The organism is Glycocaulis sp. (assembly GCF_051859565.1).
In the GTDB taxonomy this organism is placed as follows: Bacteria; Pseudomonadota; Alphaproteobacteria; order Caulobacterales; family Maricaulaceae; genus Glycocaulis.
Window position 1 is genome coordinate 325,403 of the sequence record NZ_JBHYFK010000002.1, and the last position, 15,959, is coordinate 341,361.

The 15,959-nt window shown below is 63.9% G+C and carries 14 protein-coding genes; 2 read left to right on the plus strand and 12 right to left on the minus strand.

Going from position 1 to position 15,959, the window contains the following annotated elements; translation table 11 throughout:
* The 10 genes from ACTIGC_RS04010 to ACTIGC_RS04055 form a co-directional block, all read right to left on the minus strand.
* Window positions 1-460 (minus strand): FHIPEP family type III secretion protein (locus ACTIGC_RS04010; RefSeq protein ID WP_439633178.1); only part of this gene is annotated, 460 nt, incomplete at its 3' end.
* A gap of 155 nt (window positions 461-615) precedes the next feature.
* Window positions 616-1,974 carry a sigma-54-dependent transcriptional regulator FlbD gene (flbD, locus tag ACTIGC_RS04015; protein ID WP_439633179.1) on the minus strand — a complete coding sequence of 453 codons (1,359 nt, stop codon included), beginning with the start codon at window positions 1,972-1,974 and terminating at the stop codon, window positions 616-618.
* A gap of 41 nt (window positions 1,975-2,015) precedes the next feature.
* Window positions 2,016-2,387: a flagellar motor switch protein FliN gene (gene fliN / locus ACTIGC_RS04020; RefSeq protein WP_439633180.1), complete on the minus strand. Its 372-nt coding sequence runs from the start codon at window positions 2,385-2,387 to the stop codon at window positions 2,016-2,018.
* Window positions 2,380-3,063 (minus strand): FliH/SctL family protein, encoded by a 684-nt coding sequence (locus ACTIGC_RS04025; protein WP_439633181.1) that lies wholly within the window; start codon window positions 3,061-3,063, stop codon window positions 2,380-2,382. The genes fliN and ACTIGC_RS04025 overlap by 8 nt, the downstream gene beginning before the upstream one ends.
* Before the next feature lies 1 nt (window position 3,064).
* Window positions 3,065-4,099 carry a flagellar motor switch protein FliG gene (gene fliG / locus ACTIGC_RS04030; RefSeq protein ID WP_439633182.1) on the minus strand — a complete coding sequence of 345 codons (1,035 nt, stop codon included), beginning with the start codon at window positions 4,097-4,099 and terminating at the stop codon, window positions 3,065-3,067.
* A 3-nt stretch (window positions 4,100-4,102) separates the two neighbouring features.
* On the minus strand, window positions 4,103-5,734 hold the full coding sequence (gene fliF / locus ACTIGC_RS04035; protein ID WP_439633183.1) for a flagellar basal-body MS-ring/collar protein FliF: 1,632 nt from the start codon (window positions 5,732-5,734) through the stop codon (window positions 4,103-4,105).
* 477 nt (window positions 5,735-6,211) lie between these two features.
* Window positions 6,212-6,484: a CtrA inhibitor SciP gene (sciP, locus tag ACTIGC_RS04040; protein WP_127568256.1), complete on the minus strand. Its 273-nt coding sequence runs from the start codon at window positions 6,482-6,484 to the stop codon at window positions 6,212-6,214.
* A gap of 383 nt (window positions 6,485-6,867) precedes the next feature.
* Entirely contained in the window at window positions 6,868-8,262 is a 1,395-nt protein-coding gene (locus ACTIGC_RS04045; RefSeq protein WP_439633184.1) for a flagellar hook-basal body complex protein, read from the minus strand.
* Between the two features lie 59 nt (window positions 8,263-8,321).
* A complete protein-coding gene (locus tag ACTIGC_RS04050; protein WP_439633185.1) occupies window positions 8,322-9,077 on the minus strand; it encodes a flagellar hook assembly protein FlgD in 756 nt (251 codons plus the stop codon).
* A gap of 4 nt (window positions 9,078-9,081) precedes the next feature.
* Window positions 9,082-10,761, minus strand: coding sequence for a flagellar hook-length control protein FliK (locus ACTIGC_RS04055; protein ID WP_439633186.1), 1,680 nt, complete (start codon window positions 10,759-10,761; stop codon window positions 9,082-9,084).
* A gap of 531 nt (window positions 10,762-11,292) precedes the next feature.
* Between ACTIGC_RS04055 and flgK the strand changes: the two genes are divergently transcribed.
* Complete coding sequence (gene flgK, locus ACTIGC_RS04060) at window positions 11,293-13,425, plus strand: flagellar hook-associated protein FlgK (RefSeq protein ID WP_439633187.1); 2,133 nt, start codon at window positions 11,293-11,295, stop codon at window positions 13,423-13,425.
* A gap of 17 nt (window positions 13,426-13,442) precedes the next feature.
* Entirely contained in the window at window positions 13,443-14,354 is a 912-nt protein-coding gene (locus ACTIGC_RS04065; RefSeq protein ID WP_439633188.1) for a flagellin, read from the plus strand.
* A 9-nt stretch (window positions 14,355-14,363) separates the two neighbouring features.
* On the opposite strand, the gene ACTIGC_RS04070 is transcribed toward ACTIGC_RS04065, so the two are convergent.
* On the minus strand, window positions 14,364-14,816 hold the full coding sequence (locus tag ACTIGC_RS04070) for a MaoC family dehydratase (protein WP_439633189.1): 453 nt from the start codon (window positions 14,814-14,816) through the stop codon (window positions 14,364-14,366).
* Between the two features lie 35 nt (window positions 14,817-14,851).
* Entirely contained in the window at window positions 14,852-15,952 is a 1,101-nt protein-coding gene (locus ACTIGC_RS04075) for an NADH:flavin oxidoreductase (RefSeq protein ID WP_439633190.1), read from the minus strand.
* Window positions 15,953-15,959: the final 7 nt, after the last annotated feature.

Here is a 15,959-nt window from a genome sequence, read left to right on the forward strand (position 1 = left end):
CGATACGGCCCGAACCCTTGGTGATGACGACGAAGTTCACGATCACCAGGATCACGAACACGATGATGCCGATGACGAAATTGCCCTGCATCACGAAGGCGCCAAACGCCTGGATGATGTCGCCCGCCGCCGCTGTGCCCTGATGGCCCTCCGAGAGGATAAGGCGGGTGGAGGCGACATTCAGGCCCAGCCGGAGCATGGTCGCGATCAGCAGAATGGCCGGGAAGGCGGTAAATTCCAGCGGCGTGCGGATGAACAGCGCCGTCATCAGGATCAGCACCGAAAAGCAGATCGAGATCGCCAGCGAAATGTCCAGCAGCGCACGCGGCATGGGCAGGATGAGCATGACGAGGATCGCCAGCACGCCCACCGCCATGGCGACATCACCACGCGCAAAACGCTGGCCGATTTTCTGCCAGTCAAGGCCGAGTGAGGAACCGGGTGCGGGTGTGTCAGCCAAGGGACTTTCTGTCCTTCTTCCATTCTTGTCTCCCCCCCCCGTTCACGGGGGGAGTGGCCCGGAGGGCCGAGAGGGGATTGCACGAAACAAGCTCCCCCCTCCGTCAGCTTCGCTGACACCTCCCCCGCAGGCGGGGGAGGACATCAACCTTCGTCTTACGCCGCTCCGGCGCGGCTCTCACCGGGCGCAGGCACCGTGATGCCCTGATCGGTGTAGAGTTTGAGCTTGTTGCGCAGGGTGCGGATCGAGATGCCGAGAATGTTCGCGGCATGGGTGCGGTTGCCAAAGCAATGGTCCAGCGTGTCCAGGATCAGGTCCTGTTCAACTTCCGCCACGGTGCGCCCGACCATGTGGTGGGCCGCATCGGCGGCCTCTGCCGCCTGCCGGGCCACCCCGCCGCTGGAATGGAAGGCAGAGCCGTCCGGCGCCCGGATGGCATCGGGTCCGATCTCGGTGCCGGAAGCGAGCAGCACGGCGCGGTGCATGGCGTTTTCCAACTCGCGCACATTGCCCGTCCAGCTGCGCGTGGTGATCTGCAGCTTGGCTGCTTCGTTGAGCGCGCGGTGCGGCAGGCCATTGGCGGCGGCGTATTTCTTCAGGAAGTGCTCGGCCAGCGCCAGCGCGTCCTCCGGGCGTTCACGCAAGGGTGGAATGGCAAGGTTGACCACATTCAGCCGGAACAGCAGGTCTTCGCGGAACACGCCCTCGCGCACGGCCTTTTGCAGGTCGCGGTTGGAGGTGGCGATAACGCGGATATTGACCTTTACCGGGCCGGAGCCACCCACCCGGTCAATCTCGCGCTCCTGCAGGGCGCGCAGGAGCTTCGCCTGCAGGCGGGCATCCATTTCGGAGATTTCATCCAGTAGCAGGGTGCCGCCATCGGCCTCTTCAAACTTGCCGACCCGGCGCGCCACGGCGCCTGTGAACGCGCCCTTCTCGTGACCGAAAAGCTCGGACTCCAGCAGGTTTTCAGGGATCGCGGCGCAATTGACCGAGACGAAGGGCTTGGCTGCGCGCTTTGACTTGCGGTGAAGGAAGCGTGCCATCACCTCCTTGCCGACGCCGCTTTCGCCGGTGATGAGCACCGAGGCATCCGAGGCGGCAATCCGGTTGGCCAGTTCGACGACGGCCAGCATGGATTTGTCGCGCGCCACCATGGGCCGCTCATCATCGCTGACCGCTTCGAGAACGGCCGCCATCAGTTCGGCATCGGCGGGGAGTGGAATGAATTCCTTCGCCCCGGCGCGGATGGCCGCTGCGGCGGCATCTGGGCGCACATTCACGCCGCAGGCGACGACCGGCACGGTGATGCGCTCCAGCTCGTTGGCGGCAATGAAAGCGCCTATGTCCAGGCTGACATCGACCATCACCAGATCGGCCCCGCGCCCGGCGCGCAGATAGGCCGTCGCCTGGGCGGGTGTGTCGACCTGGGAGACCTTGGCACCCCGGTCCATCGCCATCTTGGTGGCGGTTCCTGATTGCCCTGCGAGCGAGCCGACTATGAGTACACGCATGGCTCAGTTTCTCCTTGCAGACTGTGTCGGGGCGGGGTGGGTCATGCGGAATCCCCGTCCTTGATGATCTCGGTCATGGTCACGCCCAGCCGGTCGTCGACGACGACGACCTCGCCGCGCGCCACGAGGCGGTTATTGACGTAGATGTCGATGGCCTCACCGACCTTGCGGTCGAGCTCCAGCACCGAACCGGAGGTGAGCTTCAGCAGCGAACTCACGTCGATATGCGTCTTGCCGAGCACCGCCGAGATATTGACCGGCACGTCGTAGACGGGCGCGAGGTCCACTGCGGTGCGGATAGACTCATCGACCAGCGACTGGGAGGGTAGGGCGGCGGGGCCGGAATCCTCCGCTCCTGCGCCGCCTTGCCCGGTATTGAGGTCGGGCAGGTCCAGATCGGTTGAATCAGCCATGGTTGAGCTCCTTGAGCGGCTCGGCTTCGTCTGAGTTTTGTGTTTCGCTTACGTCATCGCGCGGCGCGGCCAGCCAGCGCTCGACCAGCTCGGCTATGCGCGCTTCGATGTCCGATGCGGTGCGTTCAATGGCGCCCGAGCGCCATTCCAGCACGCAGTCGCCGATGGCAATTTCCTCGTCGGCGCGCACGATGACGGCGCCTTCCAGCCCGAAATGGTCAGCTTGGGTCTGCAGACGTTCGGCAATGGTGTCGGCTAGTGCCGGTGTGACGCGGACGGCAATGCGCGGTTCGGCGCGCAGATCATCCATGATCGAGCGGGCACACTCCAGAACTGTTTCCTCGCCATGGGCGGCGAGCGCGGCGCCGGCGATCTGGCGGGCGGCGGCGACGGCCAGGCGGGCCGCGTCTGCCCGCATGGCCTCGGATTCGGCTTCCATGCGCGCAAGGATGGCCTGTATCCGCCCGGTCAGGACTTTCAGCGCCTCTGCTGCCGCGCGGGCCGCCTCGGCATTGTCCGCTTTCAGCGCTTCGGCTGCGGCTGCCTCGGCCTTTTCCTGTGCTTCGGACAGGGTGAGCATGCGTTTGACACGTTCACCATCGCGCAGCACCGTGCCGTCGGATGCGAAGACCCGGTCAAAGCCGAAAGGAGTGTGGCGCGTGGTCAAAACGGTCATCCTAGTAGATCAGCTCGTCATCACCGCCGCCATCGGCAATGAGTATTTCGCCCTTGGCGGCGAGGTCCTTGGCGGTGTTGACCATGGCCTGCTGGGCCTGATCGACGTCTTTCAGGCGCACGGGGCCCATGGTCTGCATGTCCTCGCGCAGGATTTTCGCGGCGCGCTCTGACATGTTGGAGAAGAACAGGTCGCGCAGCGTGTCCGAGGCGCCTTTCAGCGCCAGGCCCAACTGATCCTTGTTGACCGCGCGCAGCAATGTCTGGATGCCTTGCGGGTCCAGCTTGCCCAGATCCTCGAAGACAAACATGAGCGAGCGGATCTTCTCCGCGCTGTCCCGGTTGCGTTCTTCCAGTGCCGCCAGGAAGCGGTTCTCGGTCTGGCGGTCGAAATTGTTGAAGATGTCAGCCATCATTTCGTGGCTGTCCTGCTTGGATGTGCGCGCCAGATTGCTCATGAATTCGTTGCGCAAGGTCATCTCGATCTTGTCGAGGATTTCGCGCTGGACCGGCTCCATGCGCAACATGCGCTGCACGACCTCGAGGGCGAAATCCTCCGGCAGGGCGGAGAGCACGCGGGCAGCATGCTCGGAACGCACCTTGGACAGGACCACGGCCACGGTCTGCGGGTATTCGTTCTTGAGATAGTTGGCCAGAACCATCTCGTTCACATTGCCCAGCTTGTCCCACATGGTGCGCCCGGCCGGGCCGCGCAGCTCTTCCATGATGGCTTCGACGCGTTCTTCCGGCAGGAAGCTGGCCAGAAGGCGCTGGGTGCGCTCCACCGAGCCGGAGATCGAGCCGGTGGTCGACATGGAGCCGACAAATTCCACGATCAGCTTTTCGACCGCCTGTGAGGACACGTTGCCTAGCGAGGCCATGGCCTGCGAGACGATGCGGATTTCCTCCTCATCCATCATCTCCCAGAGCGCGGCCTGCTCTTCGCCCAACGCCATCAGGATGACGGCAGCCTTCTCCGGCCCGTCAAGCGCTGAGGGGTCGTCGATAAGTTTGCGTTTTACGGCTGGTACAACCATCGACTAGCTCTCGTGCATCCAGGTGCGCAGGATCGCCATGGACTCGTCAGGATGCTTCTCGACGAGCGTGGAGACCTTCTTCACAGACGACTTTTTCACCTGGCCATCGATATGGGCGATATCGATTGTTTCTTCCGGATCACCGGAGTCAGGCAAAGCGAACGGGCCGTCGCCGGAATGGCTTATGGCGGCCTGGCGCGGTTGCGAGGGCAGGGCCTGCGCGCCGGCGCCTGCGCCGGCCAGTGCAGGGGCCGGACCGCTTATCGCGCCCTTGATGAGCGGACGGGCAACCATGAACACGATCAGCAGAGCGGTGATGAACAGAACCGCGATCTCGGCAATGCGCATGATGTCGCCGCGGCTGAGCGAAAAGCCGGAGCTGGCTGGCGTGCCGATATCCAGATCAGGACGCGAGAAGCGCAGCTGGGCCACTTCGATAACGTCGCCGCGATCGGCATTAAGCCCGGCCGCGACGCCGGCGAGCTGGCGGATGCGGGCGATCTCTTCCTCGCTGCGCGGCGTGAAGACGGGCGAGCCATCCTCACCGCGCGTCATCACCTCGTCGACGACAACCGACACAGACAGGCGCTCGATGGCACCGGCCTCGATGATGCGGGTGCGGGTGGTGGAGGAATTCAGGAAGTTCTCCACCCGCGAATTGCGGCCGGTTTCGGCCATGCCTGCGCCGCCAGCGTCCGCGCCCTGCCCGGCTTCGGGGAGGTTTTCGGCCACAGATACCGCGCCAGTATTGCGCCCGGCCGGTTCGCGCGTGAATTCTTCAGTGGACTCCCGTCCCGAACGCACCTGGCCTTCAGGGTCATAGGTCTGGCTGCTTTCGGTGATGCTTTCGCGGCTGAGATCGGCGGTGACCACAACACGGGCCGCACCGGGGCCGACAATGCCCTCCACCACATCGCGCACACGGTCGCGCAGCTGGGACTCCAGGCTGGAGCGGCGCCCTTCCAGAGCGGCACTGGTCAGTGAGCCGTCATCAGAGGGGCTGGCCAGCAGCCGGCCCCGGTCATCGGCAATGGTGATGCGGTTGGCGCTCAAGCCCGGAACAGCCGTCGCCACAAGGTCGCGCACGGTGGCGATCTGCTCAGGCGTGATCTGGCCGCGCAGATTGAGGATGACCGAGGCTGACGGTTCCTGCACCTGCTGGGAAAACAGCCGGCGTTCGGGCAGCACCAGATGCACGCGCGCGCCGCTGACCACACCGATCGTGTTGATGGTGCGGGCCAGCTCGCCTTCCAGTGCGCGCTTGGCGTTGATGTTCTGGACAAAGCTGGTGGTGCCCAGCGCATCGGTTTCGTCAAAAATCTCGTAGCCGACCGAGCCAAAGCCCAGCGCGCCGCCCTGCGCCACGCGCAGGCGCGCCTCGTCCACGCGCTGGCGGTCGACGAATACGGCTGTGCCGCCTTCACGCAGGGAATAGGGGATGTTGGCCTGACCGAGACGTTCGCTGACGGCGGCCGTGTCCTGCGGCTGCAGGCCGGAATAGAGCAGCGCCTCGCGTGAGCCATTCATGCTCATCGTGAAGATGACCAGCGCTGCGGCCACCCCGATGGTCAGGCCGAGTATGGCCGTCAGGCGGCCAACGCCAAACTTTGCGAGTTGTTCAAATAGCGCGTTCACGGGTGAAAAAGCCCTGCCCCTCTGGCCAGCGCGGCGATTTGCCGGACTGGTAGGCAAGTTTTTCCCACTGCCCGCGTAAACGAGTGTTTAACGAGAGTTACCAAATCCCAGCGCAGGGTTGTGGAAAAGCGCCGTTATTGTTGGTGGGCCGTTTTCAAGGGTGAATTGAAGGGCGAAAAGCAATATGGGTCCCCCGTCAGGGCGGGGGAACCCGGTGGAAAGGGCATCGCTGAAGCTGGATATATAGCAGCATCGGTGAAACAGCCGGGGTCTCCCGCACCGACGGGAGACCCAGATTTTTTCTGTCCTCCCCCACATCCGTAGGGTCGGTTCCGGCCACGAGGCCGGGCGCGCGTTTGCGCTTGCGACGCTGCGCGTCGGGGAGCCAGTCCGGCCCCGTCAGGGGCCGCAAGGGCGACCGCCCGCCCGAGCTAATGCGAGGAGCGACGGGGCGGATGCCCCGGAGTATCACTAAAACTAGTGCCTGTAGTCCTGGATGCGGGTCGTGCGCAGGCCGGCCAGGCCATGACGCTCGATAGCGCGCTGCCAGCCGAGGAATTCCTCCACGGTCAGGCGATAACGCTCGCACGCTTCATCCAGGCTGATCAGTCCGCCGCGTACGGCTGCGACGACTTCAGCCTTGCGGCGGATCACCCAGCGCTTGGTGTTGGCAGACGGCAGATCCGCTACCGTGAGCGGGCTGCCATCGGGCCCGATCACATAGTTTTCTTTCTTGATACGACGTTCCATCCAACCCGGTCCTTCCACCACGAAGGCGCTCTTAATGGCGCTCTTGATGGGACCGTTATACGTGAGACGTTTTAACGACGGCCTAAACGCCTTGGTAAATCTTCTATAAATCAGCGGTTTAGAAATGATTCACCCCCGTGGGGTCTTTTTCCTGTCCTCCCCCACATCCGTGGGGTCGGTTCCGCGAAAAGTCGCGGGCGGGCGTGATCTTTAGCTGCGCAGCCCATCCGGGCTGCGATGTTCCGCGCACGAGCGCGGACGGCCCTTGGCCTTGCGGGCGGCCAGAGGCCGCCCGAAAAGCGCGGATGCGCGGGGCACTAATGAAACAAGCGCCCCCGCGGAGCCGGTGTGCCGTTAGGCACACTCGGCGTGAGCGAGAAAGATTACCGCTTCATCTGGATCGCTTCGGCCATCATCTCGTCGGCCGTGGTGATGATGCGTGAGGATGCCGAATAGGCGCGCTGGGTGATGATGAGGTTGGAGAACTCGGTCGCGATATCGACATTGGAGTTTTCCAGCGCCTTGGGGGCGATCTGGCCGGACGCGCCCGCGCCGGGGATATTCAGTGTGAACGCACCAGACTCAGGCGTGACGTAGAAGGCCGAGCCACCGGCTGTTGCCAGTCCGTTCGGGTTGGCCACCGTGGCCACCGGGATCTGGTAGATCTTGCGCACCACGCCATTGGTGAAGCGGGCCGACACAAAGCCCTGATTATCTACATCAACGCTGGCAAACGCGCCGAAGATCGCACCATTGACGCGCGTCGAGTTCAGTGTCGACGGACTGTCATACTGGGTGATGCCGCCGGGTGTACCGGCTGCGCCCAGATCCAGCTGGATCGACTGGGCGCCGATACCCGTACCGGCTGACCATTGGAAATCATTGGCTCCCAGGGCGGCCGCATTGTCCGACCCAAGGAAGTTCAGTGTAGAGGGCAGGGTGGTGTTGGCGACGTCGATCTGGCCGTCCGTGTTGAAGGCCAGAAGGCCGGTTGCGATCTGGCCTGAATTGAGGCCAGCGCCGGTGGTGATGTCGGTGGCCGGGTCAATGTGAAGTTCCGCGTGCCACTGATTGGCGTTGGCCGATTTCAGAAGCGACAGGGTCACGGAGCGCACGCCGCCCTGGCTGTCATAGATCTGGATGGTGCGCTGGAAGTCCGGGGTCACCGCGCCAGACGCCATGTTTTCGGCCGGGTCGGCGGCGTCGTAGGTAGCAGCCGCAGGCGAGATCGCCTGGCTGGCCTGCAGATTGGCGTTGATACGCACCGAGGAGGTCGCTTCCGCCGCGCCGCCGATATTGGACAGGTTGATGGCTTCAAGCTGGTCGAGATTTGACGGGTTGGCGTTGACCGTGCCGTCGGCCTGTACCGGCCAGCCATAGAGATACATGCCCGCCGCATTGCGCAGAAAGCCGGCGGAATCGGTTTCAAAATTGCCCGAGCGGGTGAACAGGACCGGGTCGAAGCCGGTGGCGTTCTGGGAGTTGGGCCGCACCACGAAGAAGCCATTTCCGTCAATCGCCAGCGAGGTGGAGGAACTGGCCGGATTGAGAAGCCCGCTTGTGGACACGTCCAGCTTGGACAGCGTCGAGGTGCCGCCGGCTGCATAGCGCACATCACCGGCGCCGGAGGTCAGCGAGTAGTTCGGGAAGAAATTCGTGTTGACGCGCTTGTAGCCGACCGTGTTCACGTTGGCGATGTTGTCCGAAATCCCCGCCAGGGCAGAGGAGTTGGAGATCAGGCCGGATGCGCCGGCTGCCAGGGCTGAATTGAGGCTCATAGTCTTGCTCCTGCTTATTTTTCGTTTTCTGGAACGTTATCGGGTGTGGACGGGCGGGATCACGAGACGGCTTCGGGCTCGTCTTCCTCTTCATCGATGGGGTCGGTTACGGGCGGTTGTTCAACCGGATCGGCGGGCTGTTCGCGCAGGCGGATAATGCGCGAGGCGGGCACCTGCATGCCGCCTATCTCGACGATGGCCTGGCCTTCGCTGAGCTCCACGCCGGTTACGCGGCCGCCCACAAGAACACTGACATTCTCGATGCGCTGGCCGTCCGCGTCGAAGGCGACAACTTCGAGGTTATAGACGCCGTCAGGCAGCGCGTTGCCATCGGTGTCCTTGCCGTCCCAGACGAGACGGTGCTCGCCTGCGCCGGTCTGGCCGCTCATAGTGCCAACGGTAGCGCCCTGCTCATTGGTAATGACAAGCTGGGTTGAGGTGGCGTCCTGGGGTAGCTGGTAGGTCCACTCCGCACGGCCTTCGCTCAGCAGCGCGCCACTGGTCTGCACCAGCGCATACTTGCCGATGTAATCAACGCTGGAAAGCTGGGCGAGCGCGGCCTGGACGTTCAGGAGTGCCTGAATGGCCTGTGTGGACTGGATCTGCTGCTCAACGGAGGAGAACTGCACCAGCTGGGAGACGAATTCCTGTGAATCCATCGGGCTTAACGGATCCTGGTTCTGCAGCTGGGAGGTCAGCAGGGTCAGGAAGGTATCGAAATTGTCCGTCAGGCTCTTTGCCGAGGAGGCCGTTGTCGTCTGGTTGACGCCGGCGGCTGCCTGCTGGGCCTGGGCAATGGGGTTAAGCTCGCTCATCAGATCAAATCCTCATGTCCACGCCGGTCCGTCCGGTCATCAGAAAGCCGTAGCGGCTTACCGGGGCGGAGATGGACTCTTCTGAAATAGTGGCAGTGCTGGTGGTGGAAGGCCCGGTGGCGCGCCCGTCATGGTCACGCTCTGCCTGCTCGTCGCCGCCGCCTTCGCTCAGCGCGAAACCGATGCCGTTTTCACCGAGGTCCAGCCCGGCATCAGCCAGCGCCTTTTCCAGCTCGCGCGCATTGCGCTGCAGTTCGGCGAGCGCTTCGGGCTTGTCTGCCGTCAGCATGGCCTGGACGGAGCGGTCGGCCCCGATCTCAAGACGCACCTGCACCCGGCCAAGCTCTGGCGGATCAAGGCGGATATCAAAGCTGCGCGAACCGTCGGCAAAGCGCCGGGCAATCATCTGGCCCAGCTCGGCCACATGGCCCGATGCCATGCGCAGATGCGGCAGGGCGGATGTTGTGCGGGTGCCCGCCAAGCTGGCGCTCTCATTGCGGGCCAGAAGCGGCGAGCTGCTCTCCAGACGGAGCTCTGTGGCTTCGCTGGCCTCAAGCGTTTCGGGCGCAGCGATACCAGATTGCAGGGCCGTCAGCATGGCGGCCATTGATGCCGCCGGAGCGGCGGGCTGGGGCGCACTGTTGGCAGCCTGTGCAGGAGCGGAGGCGGTCATGGCTGCGCGCTGGATGGCGGGCGCGTCTTTGGCGCCGGATTCAGCCTTGTCCGCCGTGAGGCGGGCATTCTCCAGCCCTTCGCTGCCGCGCGTCATGCCGCGCTCCGTCTCACGGCGCAGGGCAGCCGCGTTGGGCACATCGCCCTCGGCTTTACCCGGCTGTGCGATGAGGTCCGCCTTTGCCTGCTGGGCGTTAGTGGAGGCGGTCTGGGCCACTTCAGGCGCGCGTGTTCCGCCTGCCGGATCACCGGCGGTTGCGGGCTGCGGGGCCGGGGCCTGCGCCGGTGTTTGCGGTTGCACGGAAGCCTGTTGACCGGCAGCAGCTTTCGGCTGGCTGGGCTGGGCTGTCGTCTGACTGGCCGGGACCTCGGCAGGTTTGCCTGCCCCGGACGCAACATCTTTAGAGGGTGCGGCAGGGGGGGCAGGTTCGGCTCCGGCGCTCTTGCCAGCGTCAGCCCTGCCGGTTGTATCGCGGGCCTCGTCAGGCCTGCTGTCTTCAGCTGTGTCAGCGTCAGGTATGTCCGCTTCAGCGGCGCCGTTCTGCATGCCCGCAGACGGGGACTGCGTTTCAATCAGGCTGTTGGCGCGAATATCGGACGGTTCGGGTTCGTTAGCCGCGATGCTTTCACCGTTGCCGGGTGCCGCGCTGGTTCCGGGCTGCATGACCGTGATGGCGGGATCGGTGCCGTCTTGCGTGCCTTCAACATGGCTGCCTTCAACGCTGACCAGCAGTTCCGGCGCGTCAGGCTCCGGCGCTACAGATAGCGCGGGTGCTGGCTGCCCGGTGATTTCGGCGCTGGCCTCGGTGCTGACATCCACAAGCTTTGCCTGCCCGCCTGTCTGGCCGGAAGATGATTTGGCGGGCGCGTTGTTGCCGCCAGCTTCATCGCGGAGCAGGGCCTCGAACCCGCCGGCCTCGCCTGTGTCACCGGCTACAGGGCGCGCAGCCTCGCCACGCCCCGCAGACAGGGCAGCAAACAAGGTGTCAGCAATGGCATAGCCAGGCAGCATGGGCGCGGCAGTCCTTCGACAGGATCGTATCGGGATGTTGCGCGCGTTTTGCGGCGGGCGGCGTTTCATGCCCCAGGGGGCACGAGCCGGTCGAACACTGGCTTTCAAGCTTCATGCCACTGAAAGGATTTCAATAGGGCCAATAAAAACAATGTGTTGATTGTCATTGCGCGTGGGCGGAGACGTGCCGGGCGGCAAAAACTCCCCGGTGGCAGGGCCGAGTCTTGCCGGGTGAGGGGGTAAATCGGGGGCGATCCCGGCCTGTCCGGTAATCCCGGCCCTGTCGCTGTTCTGATCGCGCGTCTGGCCCGGCTTTTGCGCCGCATGGATCCCGCAAATGGTTCGCTCGTGCTCGCGGACCGGAGGCAGAAGAAGGTTTAGGTTCACACTTTCAATGACTTGCGCAGTCAACATATCGGCAGAGCGTTGGGCCAGGAAGGCCTGTGCCCCCGGCAGGAATTGCCGCGCAGGGGCGGATTCTGCCTATGTGCAGGCCGGTGTGAGGGCCAGCGGAGTTGAAGGAGGCCGGACATGGCGCTGAATGGAATTCTCGGCAATGCGATGTCCGGTATCCAGGCAAGTCAGCTGGGGATGCGCTCGGTCTCCAACAACATCGCCAACGTCAACACGCCCGGCTATGCACGCACCAAGGTAGACCTGATCGCCCGTTCGGCTGCCGGCATGGGCATGGGCGTTCAAGTGGCGGGTATCACCCGCGTGGCCGATGTGTTCCTGCAGGCAGCTTCCCTGCGCGCCGGGTCCGATGCCGCCAAGGCGAGCACCAGTGCTGCCCTGCTGGACCGGCTGCAGACCCAGTTTGGAAGCACGCAGGATGCTGGCGGCCTGTACGGGCGGCTTGTGCGTGCCTTTGAATCCATTGGGGCGGCGGCGGTTGATCCGGCCGAGCGCGTGGCGCGGCTGTCGGCGGCGTCCGATCTGCAATCCTTTTTCGACGAGGCCAGCCGCCTGTCTGCCGAGGTGCGCGCCCTTCGGGATGAAGCAGACCGGCGCATTGGTGGCGGGGTAGAGCGCGTCAACGAGATACTCATCGAGCTGCAATCGCTCAACACACAGGCCCAGACCCTCAACGCGTCGGGCTCGGATTCCACCGGTGTGACCAACCGGCAGGCCGAGCTGCTTGATGAGCTGTCCGGCCTTATGGATATCCGCTCGGAGGTTCAGCCAGATGGGCGGCTGTTCGTGCGCACGGAGAACGGTACGGCCCTGCTGGACAATTCGCGGCTGCAGCTGCGTTACATTCCGGCCGGAACAGGTGCGTATGGCGCCGACTACGGACGTATCACGGCGGTCGTATCCTCCTCAGGGGCAACGGTTGACCTGACAAGTTCGATCCGGTCTGGCGAACTGCGTGCCCTCATGGACATGCGTGACAACGAGCTGCCCGCCATCGCGGCACAACTTGCCGAGTTCACGGCGGGTACCTCCGATGCACTCAACGCCGCGCACAATAATTCTTCCTCCTATCCCCCCCCTGCAGCGATGAACGGGCGCAATACGGGGCTGATCGCCAATGATCTTCTGGGCGGCAGCGGCAGTGCCACGCTGGCGGTCGTTACCCATGGCGGCGAGCTGGTGAACCGGATCGATCTGGAATTCACCGCCGGTGGCTTCACGGTCAATGGCAATGCTGGGACCACGGTGAATGATCTTGTCACCCAGCTCAATGCGGCGCTGGGCGGGGACGGTACGGCCAGCTTTTCTGGCGGGCGTCTGGTCATCAACGCGACAGCGCCTGGTACCGGGCTGGCGGCGGTGCAGGACGAGTCCAGCCCGTCCGATCTCGGCGGCGGGCGCGGCTTTGCGCATTTCTTCGGTCTTAATGACATCATCACATCCGCCAGACCGTCCTTCTTTGATACCGGCTTGGGAGCGGGAACGCCGCTGGGCACCAGCGCCGGGCAGGATATGACGTTCCGCGTCTCGACGCCCGATGGCCGCTCGACCACCGAAATCACCATTCCGGCCGATCAGGCAACGCTTGGCGATTTCGTCAATGCGCTTAACAATCCGGCGAGTGGCATGGGCGGGTTTGGCACCTGGTCGCTCAATGGTGATGGCGCATTGAACTTCACGCCCTCTACGGCTTATGCGAGCTACAACTTCGATCTCATTGGCGATACCACATCGCGCGGCGATACCGGGCTTGCCCTGTCGCAGGTTTTTGGCATTGGCGATGCGGCACGCATGTCACGGTCCGAAGCGTTCTCGGTCAGAAACGATCTGCGCAGCAATTCTTCCGCCATCGCATTCTCCCGGCTTGATATCGGTGCGGGCACCGTGCCGGGTGATCTGGTCCTGACCGAAGGTGACGGGCGAGGCGGACAGGCGCTTTATGATGCGTTTTCCGCCTCCCGCCGCTTTGACGGGGCAGGCGGGTTCGCGGGCGGTACCGCCAGCCTGCAGGAATACGGCGCGCGCCTGGCCGGTGATGTCGGCTCGCGGGCCGCGCGGGCGGAAAGGGCGGCCGAGTCCGCCCTGTCGGTGAAGGAGGCCGCCGACCGCAAGCGCATGGATGTCGAAGGCGTCAATATGGATGAGGAGCTGGCCAACATGATCCTCTATCAGCAGGCGTACAACGCCGCCGCACGCATGATCCAGGCGTCCAAGGAAATGACGGACGTGCTTCTGAATATGGGCCGCTAGGAAAGGGTTTGACTGTCATGCGTATTTCGACACAGGCCGCGTCCCAGTCCGCCCTGATTGACCTGATGCGTGCGCAGCGCGAGCTTTACGAATCCAGCCAGCAGATATCGACCGGCCTGAAGGCGCCGGACCTGAAAGGTTACGGTAATCAGGCGGAGACAATTCTCTTCGCGCGCGGCGCGCTGGCCCGGTCAGACAATTTTGTCGAAGCCAGCAAGCGCCTTGCCAGCCGCCTGGATGTGCAGGACCTCGCGCTGAACGAGATGTCGGACGCGGTGCAGGATTTGCGGCTGGCACTTACGACCAATGACGGCACCTTCCTGATGAATGATGTGCAAGCGGCCTTCAGCCGGTTCACCAGCGCGCTGAACACAAAGTTCAACGGCTCTTTCATCTTTGGCGGCACGCGCACGGACGCCGTCCCGTTCACGGCCAACACGATCGCCGACGTACAGGGTGCGGCGAACATTGCCGATCTGTTCCAGAATTCCAGCAAGGCGCAGACCGGCCGGATCGAGGAAAACACGCTGGTGGAAACCGGCTTTCTGGCGAGTGATCTGGCTGCCGACCTGATGGGCATTTTCGAGCGGATCGCCGACTTCAATGCCGGGCCAGACGGACCGTTCGACGGAACGGTCACCGAGGCGCAGCAGAATTTCCTCTCCACCGAGATCGCCAATGTGATCGCGGCGTTCGAGAATATCTCCACGGCCCTTGGCAAGAACGGCTCGATGCAGTCACGCCTGGAAACAGCGCAAGCGAGTAACGCGCAGCGCTCGGACTATCTGAAAAGCATGATCGCCGGGCTCGAGGAGGCCGACATGGCCGTGGCGGCAACGCGCCTGGCACAGGCGCAGGCCGCCGTTCAGGTATCAGCTCTGGTCTTCTCGGACATGAGCCAGGTGTCGCTGCTGCCCTTCCTGCGCTAGCCCGCGATCCTAGCCGTAAACGATCAGGCTCAGCCAGTCTGCGGCCAGAGCAGGCGTATCGGAGCCTTCAATCTCGACCGAACAGCTCTGCACCAGCTGGATCTGGCCGGGCTTGCGCTCGTCTGCCCTTGCCAGCGTGAACTTGCCCCGGATGCGCGAACCCACCCGCACCGGCGACAGGAAGCGTACCTTGTCAAAGCCGTAATTGATGCCAATCACCTTGCCCGGCAGAGGCGGCAGGGTGGCTTCGGCAAAATGGGAGAGAAGCGAGAGCGTCAGGAAGCCGTGGGCGATAGGCCCGCCAAACGGCGTTTCTTTCGCGGCGCGTTCCGGGTCCACATGGATGAACTGATGATCCAGCGTCACATCAGCAAAGGCATTGACCCGCGCCTGATCCACTTCAAACCAGTCTGACGTGACAGTTTCACCGATGCGTCCGGCATATTGTTCCAGAAGGCTCATGGCCGTCTCTCCCCTGTAATTGTTGCGGCCAATGCCTACACCAGCTCCTTGAGCGCTTCAGCCGAAAAATCAGCCAGCTCGTCAAACCGGCCATCGCGCACCTTGGCGGCCCATTGCGGATCGGACAGCAGCGCCCGGCCGATGGCGACGAGATCGAACTCGCCGTTTTCAAAGCGCTTCATCAGGCCGTCGAGCGAGGCTGCGGGCGAACCCTCGCCCATGAAGGCGCCGAGGAAATCCGAATTGAGGCCGACTGAGCCGACAGTGATGACCGGCTTGCCGGTGAGCTTTTTCGTCCAGCCGGCAAGATTGAGGTCGGAGCCCTCGAACTCGGGGATCCAGAAGCGCCGCGTGGAGGCGTGGAAAATGTCGACACCGGCGCCGGCCAGCGGGCTAAGGAAGGCTTCCAGCTCTTGCGGCGTTTCGGCCAGGCGCGCGGTGTAGTCCTGCTGCTTCCACTGCGAATAGCGCAGGATGAGCGGCATGGCGGCCGGCATCTCGGCGCGCACGGCCCGGACGATCTCCTCGCCGAATGTGAGACGGCCTTTCAGATCGCCGCCAAAGCGGTCGCTGCGTTTGTTGAGCCCCTCCCAGAAGAACTGGTCGATCAGATAGCCGTGGGCGCCGTGCAGCTCGACCGCGTCAAAGCCGGTCTCCACCGCAGCCTTTGCCGCCTTGGCAAAGGCGTGGATCGTGTCGGCAATGTCCTCCTCGCTCATGGGCTCGCCAATGGTCTTGCCGTTCGGCAATATGCCCGATGGGCTGTCGGAGGGGGCGTCGGGATGCGGCCCGGTGCCGGGACGGCGGGCAAGACCGACATGCCAGAGCTGGGGCGCGATCTTCCCGCCGGCGGCGTGCACCGCATCGACAACCTTTTTCCAGCCGGCCAGCGATTCCGGCGCGTGGAAGTTCGGTATGGCAGGGTCGAAGCTCGCGCCCGGACGGTCCACGGTCGTGCCTTCGGTGATAATCAGGCCCACCGCATTTTCCGCGCGGCGGCGGTAATACGCCACCACGTCGTCGCCCGGCACGCCGCCCGGCGAGAAGGAGCGCGTCATCGGCGCCATCACGATACGGTTGGCAAGGGAGAGCGAGCCCAGCTGGAAGGGCTGGAACAGGGCAGCAGCATTGGTCATGGGATCG

What these genes read in the sequence shown, in the direction of transcription:
- ACTIGC_RS04065 (WP_439633188.1), top strand. Translation starts at nt 13,443, where the DNA reads ATGCGTATTTCGACACAGGCCGCGTCCCAGTCCGCCCTGATTGACCTG.
- ACTIGC_RS04075 (WP_439633190.1), bottom strand. Translation starts at nt 15,952, where the DNA reads ATGACCAATGCTGCTGCCCTGTTCCAGCCCTTCCAGCTGGGCTCGCTC.
- fliN (WP_439633180.1), bottom strand. Translation starts at nt 2,387, where the DNA reads ATGGCTGATTCAACCGATCTGGACCTGCCCGACCTCAATACCGGGCAA.
- ACTIGC_RS04055 (WP_439633186.1), bottom strand. Translation starts at nt 10,761, where the DNA reads ATGCTGCCTGGCTATGCCATTGCTGACACCTTGTTTGCTGCCCTGTCT.
- ACTIGC_RS04045 (WP_439633184.1), bottom strand. Translation starts at nt 8,262, where the DNA reads ATGAGCCTCAATTCAGCCCTGGCAGCCGGCGCATCCGGCCTGATCTCC.
- flgK (WP_439633187.1), top strand. Translation starts at nt 11,293, where the DNA reads ATGGCGCTGAATGGAATTCTCGGCAATGCGATGTCCGGTATCCAGGCA.
- ACTIGC_RS04050 (WP_439633185.1), bottom strand. Translation starts at nt 9,077, where the DNA reads ATGAGCGAGCTTAACCCCATTGCCCAGGCCCAGCAGGCAGCCGCCGGC.
- ACTIGC_RS04070 (WP_439633189.1), bottom strand. Translation starts at nt 14,816, where the DNA reads ATGAGCCTTCTGGAACAATATGCCGGACGCATCGGTGAAACTGTCACG.
- fliG (WP_439633182.1), bottom strand. Translation starts at nt 4,099, where the DNA reads ATGGTTGTACCAGCCGTAAAACGCAAACTTATCGACGACCCCTCAGCG.
- sciP (WP_127568256.1), bottom strand. Translation starts at nt 6,484, where the DNA reads ATGGAACGTCGTATCAAGAAAGAAAACTATGTGATCGGGCCCGATGGC.
- flbD (WP_439633179.1), bottom strand. Translation starts at nt 1,974, where the DNA reads ATGCGTGTACTCATAGTCGGCTCGCTCGCAGGGCAATCAGGAACCGCC.
- ACTIGC_RS04025 (WP_439633181.1), bottom strand. Translation starts at nt 3,063, where the DNA reads ATGACCGTTTTGACCACGCGCCACACTCCTTTCGGCTTTGACCGGGTC.